Source organism: Actinopolymorpha sp. B17G11, assembly GCF_040196095.1.
GTDB lineage: Bacteria > Actinomycetota > Actinomycetes > Propionibacteriales > Actinopolymorphaceae > Thermasporomyces.
In genome coordinates, this window is record NZ_JBEFTW010000002.1 from 263,716 (window position 1) to 280,374 (window position 16,659).

13 protein-coding genes are annotated in these 16,659 nt (G+C 69.1%); 8 read left to right on the forward strand and 5 right to left on the reverse strand.

The features are described 5' to 3' along the window. Positions 1-302 precede the first annotated feature (302 nt). The 4 genes from nrdR to ABN028_RS03575 all read left to right on the forward strand — a co-directional run bounded on the left by nrdR (position 303) and on the right by ABN028_RS03575 (position 8,125). Positions 303-797, forward strand: a complete 495-nt coding sequence (gene nrdR / locus ABN028_RS03560; RefSeq protein ID WP_349326492.1) for a transcriptional regulator NrdR — start codon at positions 303-305, stop codon at positions 795-797. Between the two features lie 129 nt (positions 798-926). Further along, positions 927-3,818, forward strand: coding sequence for a vitamin B12-dependent ribonucleotide reductase (locus tag ABN028_RS03565; protein WP_349326493.1), 2,892 nt, complete (start codon positions 927-929; stop codon positions 3,816-3,818). A 162-nt stretch (positions 3,819-3,980) separates the two neighbouring features. Next, positions 3,981-5,474, forward strand: coding sequence for a 3' terminal RNA ribose 2'-O-methyltransferase Hen1 (locus tag ABN028_RS03570; protein ID WP_349695603.1), 1,494 nt, complete (start codon positions 3,981-3,983; stop codon positions 5,472-5,474). Further along, positions 5,471-8,125 (forward strand): polynucleotide kinase-phosphatase, encoded by a 2,655-nt coding sequence (locus ABN028_RS03575; protein ID WP_349695604.1) that lies wholly within the window; start codon positions 5,471-5,473, stop codon positions 8,123-8,125. The genes ABN028_RS03570 and ABN028_RS03575 overlap by 4 nt, the downstream gene beginning before the upstream one ends. A gap of 90 nt (positions 8,126-8,215) precedes the next feature. Here ABN028_RS03575 and ABN028_RS03580 read toward each other — a convergent pair whose 3' ends face one another. After that, positions 8,216-8,704, reverse strand: a complete 489-nt coding sequence (locus ABN028_RS03580) for a DUF6319 family protein (RefSeq protein ID WP_349695605.1) — start codon at positions 8,702-8,704, stop codon at positions 8,216-8,218. A 164-nt stretch (positions 8,705-8,868) separates the two neighbouring features. On the opposite strand from ABN028_RS03580, the gene ABN028_RS03585 reads away from it, so the two are divergent. The 3 genes from ABN028_RS03585 (at position 8,869) to ABN028_RS03595 (ending at position 12,295) form a co-directional block, all read left to right on the forward strand. Beyond that, positions 8,869-9,537: an NAD(P)H-binding protein gene (locus ABN028_RS03585; RefSeq protein ID WP_349695606.1), complete on the forward strand. Its 669-nt coding sequence runs from the start codon at positions 8,869-8,871 to the stop codon at positions 9,535-9,537. Positions 9,538-9,933: 396 nt separating this feature from the next. Next, positions 9,934-11,220 (forward strand): multidrug effflux MFS transporter, encoded by a 1,287-nt coding sequence (locus ABN028_RS03590; RefSeq protein WP_349326502.1) that lies wholly within the window; start codon positions 9,934-9,936, stop codon positions 11,218-11,220. A gap of 43 nt (positions 11,221-11,263) precedes the next feature. Continuing rightward, a complete protein-coding gene (locus ABN028_RS03595; RefSeq protein WP_349695607.1) occupies positions 11,264-12,295 on the forward strand; it encodes a DNA polymerase IV in 1,032 nt (343 codons plus the stop codon). Positions 12,296-12,307: 12 nt separating this feature from the next. On the opposite strand, the gene ABN028_RS03600 is transcribed toward ABN028_RS03595, so the two are convergent. The 4 genes from ABN028_RS03600 to ABN028_RS03615 all read right to left on the reverse strand — a co-directional run bounded on the left by ABN028_RS03600 (position 12,308) and on the right by ABN028_RS03615 (position 15,148). Next, positions 12,308-12,826 carry a pyridoxamine 5'-phosphate oxidase family protein gene (locus ABN028_RS03600; RefSeq protein WP_349695608.1) on the reverse strand — a complete coding sequence of 173 codons (519 nt, stop codon included), beginning with the start codon at positions 12,824-12,826 and terminating at the stop codon, positions 12,308-12,310. A gap of 84 nt (positions 12,827-12,910) precedes the next feature. Beyond that, complete coding sequence (locus tag ABN028_RS03605; RefSeq protein ID WP_349695609.1) at positions 12,911-13,843, reverse strand: phosphotransferase family protein; 933 nt, start codon at positions 13,841-13,843, stop codon at positions 12,911-12,913. Between the two features lie 76 nt (positions 13,844-13,919). Further along, entirely contained in the window at positions 13,920-14,537 is a 618-nt protein-coding gene (locus tag ABN028_RS03610; RefSeq protein WP_349695610.1) for an excalibur calcium-binding domain-containing protein, read from the reverse strand. A gap of 161 nt (positions 14,538-14,698) precedes the next feature. Further along, positions 14,699-15,148 carry a hypothetical protein gene (locus ABN028_RS03615; protein ID WP_349695611.1) on the reverse strand — a complete coding sequence of 150 codons (450 nt, stop codon included), beginning with the start codon at positions 15,146-15,148 and terminating at the stop codon, positions 14,699-14,701. A gap of 174 nt (positions 15,149-15,322) precedes the next feature. Here ABN028_RS03615 and ABN028_RS03620 point away from each other — a divergent pair, with 174 nt between their 5' ends. Further along, a complete protein-coding gene (locus tag ABN028_RS03620; RefSeq protein ID WP_349695612.1) occupies positions 15,323-16,597 on the forward strand; it encodes a hypothetical protein in 1,275 nt (424 codons plus the stop codon). The last annotated feature ends 62 nt before the right edge of the window (positions 16,598-16,659 follow it).

Sequence of the window (16,659 nt, forward strand, 5' to 3'; positions counted from 1 at the left end):
CGGGTTCTGTCCCGCCTTGCGCCACCTGACCTGCAGCGACGCGGGGAGAGGAGTGTCGCCGGCGCGTCGAAGCTTGCATGGGTCTGGCGACCGACGTACGGTACCCCTAGATATGGTAGTTACAGAGCTGTAAGTCGTCCACAGGTTGTGATTCGAAGCCCACAGGTTCTCCCCAGGGAATCCACAGTCTCATCCCCAGGAGAAGCGCGATCTGGGCCCCGAACCAGGACATGTCGGGCAGATCTTGACGGCAGGGCCCGATCATCTGATCACCGCCGCCTGGACCCCGAGGAGCGCGCGTCATGCACTGCCCTTTCTGTCGACACCTCGACAGTCGCGTCGTCGACAGTCGTACGACCGACGACGGCACCGCGATCCGGCGCCGTCGCCAGTGCCCTGAGTGCGAGCGTCGCTTCACGACCGTCGAACAGGTCACCCTCGCCGTGGTGAAGCGCTGCGGAGTGACCGAGCCGTTCAGTCGGGACAAGGTCGCGGCCGGTGTGCGCAAGGCGTGCAAGGGACGGCCCGTCGACGAAGATGCCCTCGCGCTCCTCGCACAGCGCGTCGAGGACGAGATCCGGGCTAGCGGTTCGGCCGAAGTTCCGTCGCACGAAGTCGGGCTCGCGATCCTCGGTCCGCTGCGGGAACTCGACGAGGTCGCCTACATGCGGTTCGCAAGTGTCTACCGGAGCTTCGGGAGCCTGTCCGACTTCGAGACCGAGATCGCGCTTCTGCGCGCCGAGCGGGCCGAGACGGTTCCCGAACCCACACCCGAGCGGGAATCCGCCCACCCCTAGGAGCAGGGCCACGACGGCCGAACGGGACCAGGTGGAGAACGGCTCGCCACAGACCCGTTCCTGGGCAGGCGAGGGGAAGCGTCCGGACCAGGAACACCAACACACCAGAAGGAACCAAGGAGAGGCAGCATGACGGAGACGGTGAGCGGCTCAACCCGCGGGGGGGCGAGGGGACGTACGAATAAGGGGCTGAAGATCTCGAGGGTCTTCACGAAGCCCGGTTCGCACCCCTACGACGAGGTGACCTGGGAGCGCCGCGACGTCGTACAGCAGAACTGGAAGACCGGCGAGACCGTCTTCAGCCAGAAGGGCGTGGAGTTTCCCGACTTCTGGTCGGTGAACGCCTCGACGATCGTCACCACGAAGTACTTTCGGGGTGCCGTCGACACCCCGCAGCGGGAACAGAGCCTGAAACAGCTCATCGACCGGGTGGTCAAGACCTACCGACAGGCAGGCGAGGAGCACGGATACTTCGCGACTCCGGCAGACGCCGAGATCTTCGACCATGAGCTCACCTGGATGCTGCTGCACCAGTACTTCAGCTTCAACAGCCCCGTCTGGTTCAACGTCGGCACGCCGTCGCCGCAGCAGGTGAGCGCCTGCTTCATCCTGGCGGTCGACGACTCGATGGACTCGATCCTCAACTGGTACAAGGAAGAGGGCCTGATCTTCAAGGGCGGCTCCGGCTCGGGTGTGAACCTCTCCCGCATCCGTGCCAGCCGCGAACTGCTCTCCTCCGGCGGCACGGCGTCCGGGCCGGTGTCGTTCATGCGCGGTGCGGACGCCTCGGCCGGGACCATCAAGTCCGGCGGGGCGACCCGGCGCGCGGCGAAGATGGTGATCCTCGACGTCGACCACCCCGACGTGGAGGAGTTCATCGAGACGAAGGCGCGCGAGGAGGACAAGATCCGCGCGCTTCGTGACGCCGGCTTCGACATGGACCTCGGCGGAGCCGACATCCACTCGGTGCAGTACCAGAACGCCAACAACTCCGTGCGGGTCTCCGACGAGTTCATGCGTGCGGTCGAGGACGGCGCGCCGTTCGGCCTGCGGGCCCGGATCACCGGGGACGTTCTGGAGAAGGTCGACGCCAGGGGGCTCTTCCGCAAGATCTCCGACGCGGCATGGGGTTGTGCCGACCCCGGCCTGCAGTACGACGACACGATCAACGACTGGCACACCTGCCCCGAGACCGGTCGGATCACGGCGTCCAACCCGTGCTCGGAATACCTTCACCTGGACAACTCCTCGTGCAACCTCGCCTCGCTCAACCTGCTGAAGTTCCTGACCGATGACGGGCGCTTCGAGACCGACACCTTCGTCAAGGCGGTCGAGCTCGTCATCACCGCGATGGACATCTCGATCTGCTTCGCCGACTTCCCCACCCAGGCGATCGGTGACACGACGCGGGCCTACCGCCAGCTCGGCATCGGCTACGCCAACCTCGGCGCCCTGCTGATGGCTACCGGGCACGGCTATGACTCCGAAGGCGGCCGGGCGCTCGCGGCGGCGATCACCTCGCTGATGACGGGCACCGCCTACAAGCGGTCCGCCGAGCTGGCGGGGATCGTCGGTCCGTACGACGGCTACGCACGCAACGCCGAGCCGCACAAGCGGGTCATGCGCAAGCACGCCGCTGCCAACGACGCCGTACGCTCGATCGGCGCGATGGACCGCGAGGTTCTCAAGGCGGCAGGCGCGGCCTGGGACGGCGCGTTGAAGATCGGCCAGAAGAACGGCTACCGCAACTCCCAGGCCAGCGTGATCGCACCGACCGGCACGATCGGTCTGGCGATGGACTGCGACACGACCGGCGTCGAGCCTGACCTGGCGCTCGTGAAGTTCAAGAAGCTGGTCGGCGGCGGGTCGATGCAGATCGTCAACAACACGATCCCGCGCGCGCTCGACAAGCTCGGCTACCAGCAGGAGCAGGTCGAGGCGATCGTCGAGTACATCTCCGAGCACGGCCACGTCATCGATGCACCAGGGCTCAGGCCGGAACACTACGAAGTGTTCGACTGCGCCATGGGCACTCGGGCGATCAAGCCGATGGGCCACGTGAAGATGATGGCGGCGGTGCAACCGTTCGTCAGTGGCGCCATCAGCAAGACCGTGAACATGCCCGAGACGGCGACGGTCGAAGAGGTGGAGGAGATCTACTTCCAGGGTTGGAAGCTCGGCCTCAAGGCACTCGCGATCTACCGCGACAACTGCAAGGTCGGTCAGCCGCTCTCCGATGCGCGGGCGAAGAAGAAGCCCGCGTCAGAGGGGTCCAGGGCAGGCACCGCCGAAGCGGAGAAGGAGGTCGTGGTCGAGTACCGTCCGACGCGCCGGCGCCTGCCCAAGTCTCGGCCGTCGCGCACGACATCGTTCACCGTGGGCGGTGCCGAGGGTTACATGACGGCCGGCTCCTACCCCGACGACGGGTTGGGCGAGGTCTTCCTCAAGCTCGGCAAGCAGGGGTCCACGCTCGCGGGTGTCATGGACGCATTCTCCATCGCGGTGTCGATCGCCTTGCAGTACGGCGTTCCGCTGGAGACCTTCGTCCAGAAGTTCACCAACCTGCGGTTCGACCCGGCAGGCATGACCGATGACGCCGACGTCCGCATGGCGCAGTCGATCATGGACTACATCTTCCGGCGGCTGGCTCTCGACTACCTGTCGTTCGAGAAGCGTGCGGCCCTCGGCATCTACTCGGCCGAGGAACGGCAGCGTCAGCTCGAGACGGGTTCGTACGAACCGATCCCGGAACCTGACGATGCCAGCGACATCGGCGATGCGGCCTCGCTCACCCAGGAGGGGAGCGGTTCGGACGACGACGCCGGGCCGGAAGGGTCCCGGGTCGCACAGGCGCAGGCCAAGCCGGCCCCTCGGGAGGCACACACGTCGACCGAACTCCTCGAGGCGATCCAGGGACGGACGGCCGACGCGCCGCTCTGCTTTACCTGCGGAACGAAGATGCGTCCGGCAGGGAGCTGCTTCGTCTGCGAGGGATGTGGCAGCACCAGCGGCTGCAGCTGATCGGAGTGAACCCGGGCGGCCCGGGCGGTGAGTCGAGAGGCTCGTTCGCACGGGCTGTCCGGGTTCTGGTTTTCCGTCCAACGCTGGCGGCGGGGCGGCCGATGCCGAGCTCTGGCCAAACCGGTGCGACAACGATGGCCAGGTCCGGCAGGATTGCACCTCGTGCTCCTGACTCTGACGACTACTGCCGAACCCGCCACCGATCTGGGCTATCTGCTCCACAAGCACCCGGGGCGGGCGCAGGAGTTCGCCGTCGCCGGTGGCACGGCCCACGTGTTCTACCCCGAGGCGAGCGCTGCCCGGTGCACGGTGGCGCTCCTGCTGGAGGTGGATCCGATCGGGCTTGTGCGTGGCAGGCAGAGCCGTTTCAGGGACGCTTTCGCGCTGGGCCAGTACGTCAACGACCGGCCGTACGTCGCCTCCAGCATGCTGGCCGTCTCGCTTGGCAAGGTCTTTCGTACCGCTTTGTCCGGGCGATGCGACGCCCGGCCTGAGCTCGCGGCGACGGCGCTCCGGCTCGAGGTACGTATACCTGTCCTGCCGTGCCGTGGAGACCCGGATCTCGCCGAGCGGCTCTTCGCGCCGTTGGGCTGGCACGTGCAGGCGGACCGGATCATGCTCGACGAGGCGATTCCGGACTGGGGGGCCTCGCGGTACGTCGATCTTCGACTCGTCGGCCGTCTGCGGCTGGCCGACGCGCTCAACCACTTCTACGTCCTGCTGCCCGTGCTGGATGGCGACAAGCACTACTGGGTGGGTGCGGACGAGGTGGAGAAGCTCGTCCGGGCGGGCTCCGGGTGGCTAGCGACCCATCCGGACAAGGCCTTGATCACTCACCGGTATCTCGCCCATCAGGCGGGCCTCACCCACAGTGCGCTGGCCCGCCTGGCGGAGGTCGACGACGTGGAGCCGGCGGAGCTCGACAACGCCGTCCCCTCGTCCACTGGCACCGCCGGCGCCGACCGCGCCGACGGCCCTGACGGCGCTGACACAGCCGCCGGGGAGCCGGATCGACTGGTTCCGCTGTCCGAGCAGCGGCGCGCCGCCGTCCTTGCCGTCCTGCGGGACGTGGGTGCCAAGCGGGTGGGGGACCTTGGCTGCGGTGAGGGTGCGCTGGTCGCGGCCATGCTGGCCGATCCGTCGTTCACCGATGTCCTGGCGACCGACGTGTCCGCGCGAGCCCTGGAGGTCGCCGCGAGGAAGCTCCGCCTGGAGCAGATGCCAGAAGTGAAGCGCGAGCGCCTGACGCTCTTCCAGTCCTCGTTGACCTACCGCGACGACCGGTTGACGGGTCTGGACGCGGCGGTGTTGATGGAGGTGGTGGAGCACGTGGATCCGCCCCGCCTCGCCGCCCTCGAACGCAGTGTCCTGGGTCATGCGGCACCCGCGACTGTGATCGTGACGACGCCGAACGCGGAACACAATGTGCGGTACGAAAGCCTGCCCGCGGGAGTCTTCCGCCATCGCGACCACCGGTTCGAGTGGACGCGCGAGGAGTTCGCCGCCTGGGCCGAACAGGCGGCCGGCCGGTTCGGCTACACCGTGCGGCTGCTCCCGGTCGGTGCCGACGATCCCGAGGTGGGACCGCCGACGCAGCTGGCCGTTTTCACCCGCCAGATCTCCGGCGAGTCCGATCGCGGAGGCGCGCGCCCATGACCTCGACATCGACCAATGAAGCCGCGCGCTCCGCTACGTCCGACCACCTGCTGGAGGTTCCCGCGTTGAGCCTGGTGGTGCTCGTGGGGGCGAGCGGGTCGGGAAAGTCGACCTTCGCCCGGACCCACTTCGCATCGACGGAAGTGCTGTCCAGCGACTTCTGTCGCGGCCTGGTCGCCGACGACGAGAACGATCAGTCGGCAACGAAGGACGCCTTCGACGTGCTCCACTACATCGCCGGCAAACGCCTCGCGGCCGGTCGGCTCACGGTCGTCGATGCGACCAACGTGCAGCCCGACGCCCGCAGGTCCCTGGTCGGCCTGGCTCGCGAGCACGACGTCGTCCCGGTGGCGATCGTGCTCGACCTTCCCGAGCGCGTGTGCATCGCTCGCAACGCCGGGCGGGCCGATCGGACGTTCGGTGCGAACGTCGTCCGGCGCCAGAGCGGCCAGTTGCGGCGCGGGCTTCGGAACCTCAAGCGCGAAGGTTTCCGCACGGTCCACCGCCTCACCTCCGAAGCGGACGTCGACGCGGTCACGATCAGCCGGACCCGGTTGTACAACGACCTTCGCCACGAGGCCGGCCCGTTCGACGTCATCGGCGACGTGCACGGCTGCCGCGCGGAGTTGGAGGACCTGCTCGTTGCCCTCGGCTACGAGGCGGCACGCGACGCACACGGGCGGCCGGTGAACGCGCGGCATCCCGACGGACGTCGTGCGGTGTTCGTCGGCGACCTGGTTGACCGCGGCCCGGACACACCTGGTGTCCTCCGCCTCGTCATGGGCATGGTGGCCGACGGTTCGGCGTTCTGCGTTCCCGGAAACCACGAGAGCAAGCTGCTGCGAGCGATGCGCGGGCAGAACGTGCGGGTTTCTCATGGGTTGGCCGAGTCGATGGAGCAGTTGGCGGGGGAGTCCGAGGAGTTCCGCGCCGATGTGGTGCGGTTCCTCGACGGGCTCATCTCGCACTACGTGTTGGACGGCGGCGCCCTCGTCGTGTCGCATGCGGGACTGTCCGAACGCCTGCAGGGACGCGCGTCGCGCCGTGTCCGTGCGTTCTGCCTGTATGGACAGACCACCGGAGAGACCGACGAGTTCGGTCTGCCCGTGCGGTACCCGTGGGCGGATGACTACCGCGGCCAGGCCATGGTGCTCTACGGCCACACGCCCGTGCCGACACCCGAGTGGATCAACCACACGATGTGTCTTGACACCGGCTGTGTCTTCGGCGGCCGACTCACAGCACTCCGCCATCCCGAGCGGGAGGTCGTGTCAGTACCCGCCGCGAGGGTCTACTACGAGTCGGCGAAGCCATTCCCGCCCGCATCACCGGCACCGGGCGCTGACGTTCCGAGGAACCCGCAGCTTCAGGCCGTTGCCGGTGGGCCGAGGCAGGCGGCCCGCCGCGAACCTGACGTCCTCGACATCACCGACGTCGCCGGTCGGCGGGTGGTGGAGACCCAGCATCACGGGCGGGTCAGTGTGCGGGAGGAGAACGCCGCCGCGGCGTTGGAAGTGATGAGCCGCTTCGCCGTGGATCCGCGATGGCTGCTCTACCTTCCGCCGACGATGAGCCCTGTCGCCACGTCGACGAGAAGCGATCTGTTGGAGCACCCCGACCAGGCCTTCGACGCCTACCGCGCGGAGGGGGTCGGTGCGGTGGTGTGCGAGGAGAAGCACATGGGTTCGCGGGCCGTCGCGCTGGTCTGCCGCAACCTCGCGGCGGCGCGGGACCGCTTCGGCGCGCCCGGTGACGCGAGCGGTGCGGTCTGGACGCGAACCGGGCGGCCCTTCTTCGGTTCTGACGTGACCGAGCGGCTCATCGAGCGACTCGGTCAGGCCGCTGAGTCCGCCGGTCTGTTCGACGAACTGGCGACCTCCTGGTTGCTGCTCGACGCAGAGCTCCTGCCATGGAGCGCCAAGGCCGAGGACCTGCTGCGCCATCAGTACGCGTCTGTGGGCGCCGCGGCTCGAACCGCCCTGCCAGCGGCTGTCTCGGTTCTGGAGCAGGCCGCAACGTCCGGACTCGAGGTGACGCCGCTGCTGGAACGTACGAAGTCCAGGCAGGCCAACGCCGAGGTCTTCACGACGGCCTACCGGCAGTACTGCTGGGCCACCGAGGACCTGACCGGGGTGCGCCTGGCGCCGTTCCAGCTTCTGGCCAGCGAGGGCGCGAGTCATCACGACAAGGCCCACGCGTGGCATCTCGACATCGCCGATCGGCTGGTGGCGGCGGATGGCGCACTGTTCACCGCCACCAGGCGTACGTTCGTCGAGGTCACGGATCCGGCGGCGGTCGGGGCGGCCGCAGCATGGTGGGACGACCTCACCTCCGCTGGAGGCGAGGGCATGGTCGTCAAGCCGGCGGCGAACCTCGTCCGCGGTCGGCGGGGTCTGGTGCAGCCGGGGCTCAAGGTCCGTGGCCGGGACTACCTTCGCCTGATCTACGGCCCCGACTACACCGAGCCGGTCAATCTCGAGCGGCTTCGCCAGCGCGGCCTCAACCACAAGCGTTCGCTGGCGGCACGGGAGTATGCGCTCGGGCTCGAGGCGCTCGACCGGCTCGCGCACGGGGAGCCGCTGTGGCGGATACACGAGTGTGTGTTCGCCGTCCTGGCGCTGGAGTCCGAGCCGGTGGATCCTCGACTCTGAAACTCATCGCCTGCGATGCGGGCGGCGCACGGTTGACGGTCGCCCGGGTCGGCGCTTCAGTCCGGCCCGGGTCCGACCACGTCGGAGGTGCTACTCAGCCTGGAGATCGGCGAGAGCGCGCTGGGCTGCTTCCAGCTCCGCCTGCAACTGCTCGACCCGGGAACGCTGCCGGTCCCGGGCGGCGCTCAGCACCGACTCGATCGCCTCGGCGATGTCGGGGTGGAGGTCCTTGGCGGCGGCGACGACCGCCGTTGCCGGCACCGGCAAAGCCTTCACCACCCGCTTGCCGCCATGGGTGACCTCGGCCTGCCAGTCGGTGGCTTCCGCGGTTCCGGTCACGGTGAGGACGAGTTCGACACCCTGCGGCTTCGCTCCAGCGCCCGTGCGAGGCCTCCCACGCCTGGGTCGCGCCCCCGCCAGATCGGCAGCTTCGGACGCATCTGCCGCCGGAGCCGCGTCGCTCCCGCCACTAGCGGAACCGGGGCTGGACGCGACGTCGAGCGAGCTGTCGCCTCGATCGTCCGCGGTCTCCGCAGCCGCCACCGCCGCGGCTTCGTCCTGCTTGGTCACATCCACCATCAGCGCTCCTTGATGTCCTGCCATAGGTTTGTCGGGTGCGGCGCTCACTGTAGCAGTGGGTAGAACGTGTGTTCGACAAGATCCTCTTGCGTGTCGCGGTGAAACTGTGGGCTGTCTGGAGAACCGGGAACGCAGGCGTGGGGAAATGGGGAACAACAGTGCGCGTGGTCATTGCTGGGGCCCATGGCAAGGTCGGCTTGCGCCTGGGCCGGATGCTCGCTGATCGCGGTGACGACCTCATCGGCATCGTCCGCAATCCTGAGCACGGACCGGACCTTCGCGCGCACGGAGTCGCTCCGATCGTGCTCGACCTGGAGCAGGCGACCGTCGAAGCGGTGAGTGACGTGCTTGCCGGTGCCGACGCCGCCGTCTTCGCGGCCGGTGCCGGCCCTGGTAGTGGCGCCGCCCGCAAGGACACGGTGGACAGGGCCGCCGCGGTGCTCCTGGCCGAGGCCGCCGAACAAGCCGGCGTACGACGAATCCTCCAGGTGTCGTCCATGGGAGTGGAGCAGGTCCGCGACGGTGCGGCGCCGCCGGAGATGGGCGAGGTGTTCGTCGCCTACCTGAAGGCGAAACTCGCCGCGGAGGAGGACCTGCGGACGCGCGACCTCGACAGGACGATCCTGCGTCCGGGCGGGCTCACGGACGCACCCGGCACCGGGCGGGTACGCCTCGCCCCACACGTGGAACGCGGCCAGGTTCCTCGCGAGGACGTGGCCGCCGTCCTGATGGCGTTGCTGGAGGCGCCCGCGACCGCGGGTCTGGTCCTCGAGCTCACCAGCGGCGACACGCCCATCCCGGATGCCGTGTCCGCGGTGACAAGCCTGCCTTGACAGCGCGATCGGCAGGCACCGCGCCCCGCGCGGCTCGAGTCGCGTGGCTGTTGCGAGAAGCCGGATCGCGAAGAACGATGGCGTTGCGGGCAGGTTAACCGGAAGCGCCGACAGGCTGAAGAGTGCGACCTCGAGCCGTCCAGAGTGAGCTGGGTCCGGAACGACCGTGTCCAAAGTGACCTGAGTCACTTCGACAAAGCGGAATGGCCGGAGTAAGAGAAGAGCTGAAGCTTTGTGGGCAGTGTCGCCCACCTTTCCTCCTTCTGAGACGACCTCGGGCGGCGTTGCCTCCCGTTCCAGCACCATCGTCACGCCCTTGCCGTACCACGGCACACATATGTCAGGCATCCGTCGCGACCATCCGTGCGCGCGATGCCAGAGCTTCGGAGACCACCTGTGCGCACCACCGTCGGCGCTGTCGACCCAACGCTGCGAGAAAGACCTGCCCGGATGCCGTTGTTGGTTCTCCTCCTCGGCTCGATCACGGCGATCGGGCCGCTGTCGATCGACCTGTACCTCCCGGCTTTTCCGGAGCTGACCCGTGCGCTGCACACCAGCGAGGCGATGGTCCAGCTCACCCTGACCGCCTGCCTGGTCGGTCTCGCCTCGGGCCAGGCGTTCCTCGGACCACTGTCTGACGCCGTGGGGCGCAGGCGCCCGCTCATCGCGGGCATGATCGGCTTCACGGCCGCCTCCGTGCTGTGCGCACTTGCTCCCACGATCGAGGTCCTCCTGGCCGGCCGGTTCCTGCAGGGCTTCGCCGGGTCGGCGGGCATGGTCCTCGCACAGGCGCTCGTCCGTGACCTGGTGGAAGGTCCGATGATCGCCAGGGTCCTCAGCCGGCTGATGCTCGTCATCGGCGTCGCGCCCGTACTCGCGCCCACCTTCGGCGGCCAGATCCTCGGTCTCACCGGGTGGCGCGGGCTGTTCTGGGCACTCGCCGGCTTCGGCGGGATCATGACCTTCGTCGTGGTGGCGTTCGTCAGCGAGACGCTCCCGAGCGAACGCCGCCAGCGCGGCGGCATCCTCGGCACCCTGCGCGGTTACCGACGGGTCTCGTCCGACCGGCGCTACCTGGGATATGGCGCGATCTCGGCGTTCGGGTTCCTCGCGATCTTCGGCTATGTCTCCGGGTCCTCCTTCGCCTACCAGGAGGTCTACGGTGTCTCGCCGCAGACGTTCGGCCTGCTCTTCGGCCTCAACGGGGTCGGGTTGGTCTGCGCGAGCCAGCTGAACGCACGGCTCGTCCTCAGGGTGCCGCCGTTCGTGATCCTGCGTACCGTCCTGCCGATCACAGCGGCCGGGGCGATCGCGATGCTGTTCACGACGGCGACAGGGGCGTTCGGGATCATCGGCCTGGCCGCACCCCTGCTGGTCGTGATGACGAGCCTGGGTCTGGTCCTGCCGAACTCCGGTGCCCTCGCGCTGAACCGCCATCCCGAGTCGGCGGGGACCGCAGCGGCACTTGTCGGAATGACCCAGTTCGTGGTGGGAGGCATCGCCGGCCCGGTCATCGGCCTGGCCGGTACGGGCAGCGCCGTACCCATGGCCGTCGTCATGGTGACCGGTGTGGCCGGCATGAGCGTGATGGCGACGCTGCTGGCTCCGGGAGAGCCGAGGCGCGGCGCGCGGCACCGGAGATCCAGGAGCCCGGTCGAGGCGGCCGAACCAGCCCTTCGCTGACGGCCGGCCTCGGTGCCCGGCCGGATCGGGCAGACTGACAGGCGTGGTGGCGCCACGGTGGGTTCTTCACGTCGACCTCGACCAGTTCATCGCGGCGGTCGAGGTGCTCCGCCGGCCGGAGCTCGCCGGGCGGCCGGTCGTCGTCGGCGGGGCCGGTGACCCGACCCAGCGCGGCGTGGTGGCTACGGCGTCGTACGAAGCCCGCGAGTTCGGCGTCCAGTCGGGCATCCCGTTGCGTACGGCGGCGCGAAGGTGCCCCGACGCGGTGTTCCTCCCGTCGGACCCGCCGGCCTATGACGCGGCGTCGGAGAAGGTCATGGACACCCTGCGGGAGTTCCCGGCCGTCGTCGAGGTCATGGGCTGGGACGAGGCGTTCCTCGAGGTGCACACTCCTGACCCGGAGGCGATGGCCGCCGAGATCGCCGACGCCGTACGCACGAACACCCAGCTCGCGTGCTCGGTCGGTATCGGCGACAACAAGCTGCGCGCCAAGCTGGCGACGGGTTTCGCCAAGCCCGCCGGCGTCTTCCGACTCGCCGAGGCCAACTGGTGGCAGGTCATGGCCGAACGCCCGACCGACGCCCTGTGGGGGATCGGCCGGAAGACGGCCCGCAAGCTCGCCGACCTCGGTGCCCACACCGTCGCCGAGCTCGCCGGGACGGACGCGGCCGTGCTGGCGGGGCGGCTCGGGCCGACCATGGGCCCGTGGTACCGCCGGATCGCCCGGGGCGAGGACAGGTCACCCGTCGTCGGGACGCCGTACGTCCCGCGGTCGCGAAGCCGGGAGACGACGTTCCAGACCAACCTCACCGACTGGGCGGCCGTACGCACGGAGGTCGTGACGCTCGCGCACCGGGTCGCCGACGACGTGGTCGCCGAGGGCCGACCGGCCGCGCGGGTCGCCGTCAAGGTCCGATGGGCACCGTTCCAGACCCACACGCGAAGCGTCACCCTGGCGGCGCCGACGAGTGACGCCGCCGACATCGAGGCGGGGGCGCTCGCCGCGTTGGCGAAGTTCGAACCGGGCAGGGCGGTCCGGCTGCTCGGCGTACGGGCCGAGTTCGAGACCAGGTGAAGGGGAACGCCCTCAGAAGCGCCAGCGGGTCTGGCTGAACGGCCGACCCTTGGCGAACCCGAAGGCCTTCGAGGGCGCCACTTCGTAGATGAGCGCGTCGCCGCGCCGGATCGCGTCGGCGAGGCCGTGGAACGTTCCGTCCGGCGCGGTGAAGTGGTGCCGGTACTTCGACTCGTAGCCGGTGGCGATCCGGTCCAGCCGAGCCTTGTCCTCGACAGTACGGGCGTCGCCTTCCACCACGATGTCGCAGCCCTCGTCGAGGTCGTTGCGGCCGGTCGTGAGGATGCAGTGCGGGTTGCTGGCGAGGTTCTTCGCCTTGCGTTCCTCCGAGCCGGTGCAAAAGTACAACGCGTCGTCCAACCAGAGCCCGATCAGGGGCGTGACGTGGGGGCGTCCGTCCGGGCGTACCGTCGTCAGCCAGTACACGCCCGCCGTCTCCAACTGCCCGCATGCCTCCGCCCACCCGGTCGGCGTCGCATCCTCGCTGCTGAATCTCGCATCCAGGTCGGTCGTCGGCGCCTTGGCGGCCATCGTCTCTCCGTTCCTCGTGGGTACGTCCTGTGACGTAGACGCGTCCAGAGCCGGAAACTCATCGGTCCGGGCGCCCTCTGGGTCCTACCCAGGGTCCGCGCTGACGTCCCACAGGAGGACGGCGAGGTCGTCGAGCGTCGCGACGTCGCGCCCTCGTGCGATGTCCCTCACGCCGGGGAGCACGTCGAACCGGTGCATGAGCGCCACACTCATGGCCCGGCGGCAGAAGGCGTCGTCGACCGGCCACCCGTAGCCCGCCAGGAAGGCGCCGAGGAGTCTCTTGTCGCCTCCGAACGCACCGAGGTGGAGGGCTGGCAGTTCGTAGTAGGGGTCGGTGACGAAGGCGTCGCCCCAGTCGATGATGCCGACCAGTTGGCCGCCGTCGACGAAGAGGTGGTCCTCGGTCAGGTCGGCGTGGACCAGCCGGCGGTGGGGCGACGGTGCAGAGAGAAAGTCGGGGATCTGGTCGATCAGGTGCTCCGGGAGCGTGCCCCATGCGCGCTGCCGCTCGGCGGTGCCGGGCCGGTGGTCGCCGAGCCAGTCCCGTTGGAGACCAGCCGCCTCGGGTACCCGCAGGTCGTGAACCTGCCGGATGATCTCGCCGACCGTCCCGGCCAGCTTGGTTCCGGTGACGGCCGACGGGCGAAGGTCGCGCCAGGCGATGCCGGCGAGCCGGGTGGTGACGAGGTACGGCCAGGGGTCGGCGTGGTCGTAGAGCTGGCCGTGGGCGACCAGCGCCGGAGCGGCGATGTTCGGGTGCCCTCTCAGGAGTTGCTGCACGGCCAGCTCGGCGTCGTGGTCGGCGCGCCAGGTTCGGAAACAGCCGAACAGCTTCACCACGACCGGCCCGGCGAGAAACGTCGGATAGGTACCGACGAAACCGGCCTGCAGATCACCGTCCGCATGGCCGTGGCGGCGGAGTACCTCCCGTACGTACGGCGCCCAGAACCCGACGTCGCCCAGTCGATCGCCGTAGTCACCGCGGGAGAAGTCCGGCGGCGGGGGAGCGCCTATCACGCCGGCCGATCCTGCCAGTCCCATCCGTACGCCCGCAGTGGGTTTTCCTTGCGGGGCTCACGCTCGGGCTACGCCGTCACTCGCACACCACGCCGTCGCGGTCCCGGTCGTGGTACCAGAAGTACTCGATGTCCCGGCCGAAGTAGTACGGCCCGTAGCCGCTCTCCCTGGCCTGCCGGCAGTTCACGAACCACGGGTCGACGTCGTGTGGCCAGTTCCGAGACCGGTCGTGGCGCGAGTCGTTTCCGGAATCGGACGGCTCCGAGGGCGTCGACAGGCCCGCCGAGGAGTCCCGGTGTGGCTCCTTCGGTGAGGTCGCAGGAGGGTGCGGCTCGGCGGAGTAGGGCGCCGGCGCCTGGCGCGCGGTGGGCACGGGACCACGATCGGCGTCGCGGTCAGCCTTCGGCGTGCGCCGAGCCGGCTGGTCATCCGGATCGAGAGTGACGACGCTCGTCTCGCCGGGTGCGGAGAAGACGAAGACGTAAGCCAGCAGGATGGTGACGCCCACGACGAACCCGAGGGCGACGCCGAGCGGTCGTCGGCCGAACGTGGCGCGGGGTGGGGAGTCGTCGATCCACAGCTGCCATCCGTACGGCGGAGGACCCCAGGACGGGTCGGGTTTCCAGCCGGGTGGAGGGGTCCAGTCAGCGGGTGGGCGTGGCCAGTTCGGTGGCGGGTTGTAGCGATCGGCCATGGCTGTCTCCCCGGACGAGGACCGTGGTGATCTTAGGCGTCACGGTTCCTCTCCGCAGGCCCTTGCTCACATCGTGGCAAGTCCGGTCAGCCGCGCAGTGTGTGATCCAACGGCGGTCCGCGGCCGTACGAGGCGAGCGTCGACGCCTGCGCCGCTCCTGGTCAGCCGACGGCGAGGGTCGGGTGATAGCCACGCTGCCTGTCGTCAGCGGTGCGCCACCCCTGCTCGGTGAGCAGGATCACCTGACCGTCGAAGGCTGGTACGTCGTGCCCGGACTGACGCCATCCCTCGAGCCATCGGCGGTCGGCGGCGGTGATCTCGAGCGGCCCGCTCCGGACGATCACCGTCAGGAACGAATGCCTTGGCGGGCCGACACTGACCCGCGGGCCGAACAGCCGCTCGGCCGTGTCGCGGACGGCCGCCGCGCAGTGTCGGATCTCGTCCGTGGTTCTGTCTGTCAGGGCGAGCACGGCCGTGTCGAGGAGATGTTGGATCGTGTCGGGAAGTTCGACGAGACCGATGATGACCATGCCGGCGCGAAGCCGGTGACGCCGGGCGATGCCCGCCAGCGCGGCGGCCGGGTCGCGCAACTCCCCCCGTTGAGTTCGCATGTCTTTGATGGTGCGCCTTTTCCGGTCGGCTTGGTGAGCTTTTTCCACAACCGGGCCTTGTCGTGACGACCGATCACGTCGCGGCGTACCGGGATTGGACGGGTCCATGGGGCTCTGTGTGATCCTTGGTGAGCGTCGTACGTCATCCGGACGAGAAGGGAGCGCACTCAGGTCATGGGTCGGCACGACTTGCTTTTGGCGCGCGTGCCAGCGGAGCTGGCGGGCCATGCCCGCCTGGTGGTCGAGTGGCTGGTCGGCGACGCGATGGAGTTCAGTGAGCTTGGGCAGGCAGAGGTCCAACGGCTGCTCTGGCTCGACCTCCCCACCAGGTGGACGGTTTCCCCCGCCCAGTGGCCGCAGGTGGCCGAGGCGACTGCGCAGGTCCTCGATCTGGCTGGGCGACCGACGCTCGCCGTCCTGGCCCGATCGGATGAGACCCGGGAGATCCTCGCCGCCCATGCCCGCTCGGGCGATGACGGTGCCCGCGCGGCCGAGGCGGCGTATGTAAAGACCGGCACCATGCCGCCCGACACCGATCTGCTCGTGTGGGGATCCAGGCACAACGGACCGGAGACGCACGCCCACGACGAGCTGAGGCGTGTCCTCGAGGCTGCCGTGGTGGCCGGCGACTATGTTCCGGGAACGGCCGGTTGGCGCCAGCGGCAGCAGGCCCTGACCGACCGGTGGCTCACCACGCCGACCCGGTTGTTCGACGCGCAGCGTCCCGTCGATGTGATCCACGGCTTTCGCCGTGAGCGGTGGAGCACGACGGGCACACCGGCCCGCTGCGTGATCCTTGGGGAGATCGAGCCACTCCTACGGGAACCGCTGCCGGTGCCCGAGGGGGAGCCGGCACCTCTGGTGTGGCTCCTGGACCAGATCGGACAAGGCGTACGCCTCACCCAACGCGGCTATCTGCCGCCGTCGATCGTCAAGGCCGCCGACGAGCGTTTCGGATGGAGCCCGCCGCCGTTCCGGGCGACGAGGGAGGCCGACCTGGCGCCGCTGCTCGAACTGCACGAACTCCTGCGTGAACACCGGCTGCTCACCAAGCGTCGCGACCAGCTCCGACCGTCCGCCCGGTGCCAGGCACTACGGGAAGCACCGGGACGGTTCTGGGAGGTGTCGGCGGTCGCGTGGCTCGGCACGACCCCCTTCGAGATCCGGGTGGGCGAGATCGCGTGCGCGGTCATGCTCCGTGGATCGTGCACGCTCGACGACCTCAGCGCGCTCGCCCACGAGGCGGTCGCGCCCGAGTTCCGCGATCGGCACGGCCGGTTGATACCCGAGGGCGCGGCCTATGAGGTCGTTGTCGGATGGTTCCGTCGCGCAGTCGCGCTCGGCTTCGCCGATGGTCGGGTTGGTGGCCTGGAGAGGAGCTTGAGTGAGGTGGGCAGGCCGGCGGCGCTCACGGCGCTGCGCGCCCGGGCACACAGCGCGGTGAGCTGACAACGCTGGGTCGGTCACGAGGTCAGCGCCCAAACCACGCTCACGATCGGGCAGCTGGTGTG

Bases quoted from the DNA above. Each gene is read 5' to 3' on its own strand.
- ABN028_RS03610 (WP_349695610.1), bottom strand. From the start codon at position 14,537: ATGGCCGATCGCTACAACCCGCCACCGAACTGGCCACGCCCACCCGCT.
- nrdR (WP_349326492.1), top strand. From the start codon at position 303: ATGCACTGCCCTTTCTGTCGACACCTCGACAGTCGCGTCGTCGACAGT.
- ABN028_RS03615 (WP_349695611.1), bottom strand. From the start codon at position 15,148: ATGCGAACTCAACGGGGGGAGTTGCGCGACCCGGCCGCCGCGCTGGCG.
- ABN028_RS03620 (WP_349695612.1), top strand. From the start codon at position 15,323: ATGGGTCGGCACGACTTGCTTTTGGCGCGCGTGCCAGCGGAGCTGGCG.
- ABN028_RS03580 (WP_349695605.1), bottom strand. From the start codon at position 8,704: ATGGTGGATGTGACCAAGCAGGACGAAGCCGCGGCGGTGGCGGCTGCG.
- ABN028_RS03565 (WP_349326493.1), top strand. From the start codon at position 927: ATGACGGAGACGGTGAGCGGCTCAACCCGCGGGGGGGCGAGGGGACGT.
- ABN028_RS03600 (WP_349695608.1), bottom strand. From the start codon at position 12,826: ATGGCCGCCAAGGCGCCGACGACCGACCTGGATGCGAGATTCAGCAGC.
- ABN028_RS03575 (WP_349695604.1), top strand. From the start codon at position 5,471: ATGACCTCGACATCGACCAATGAAGCCGCGCGCTCCGCTACGTCCGAC.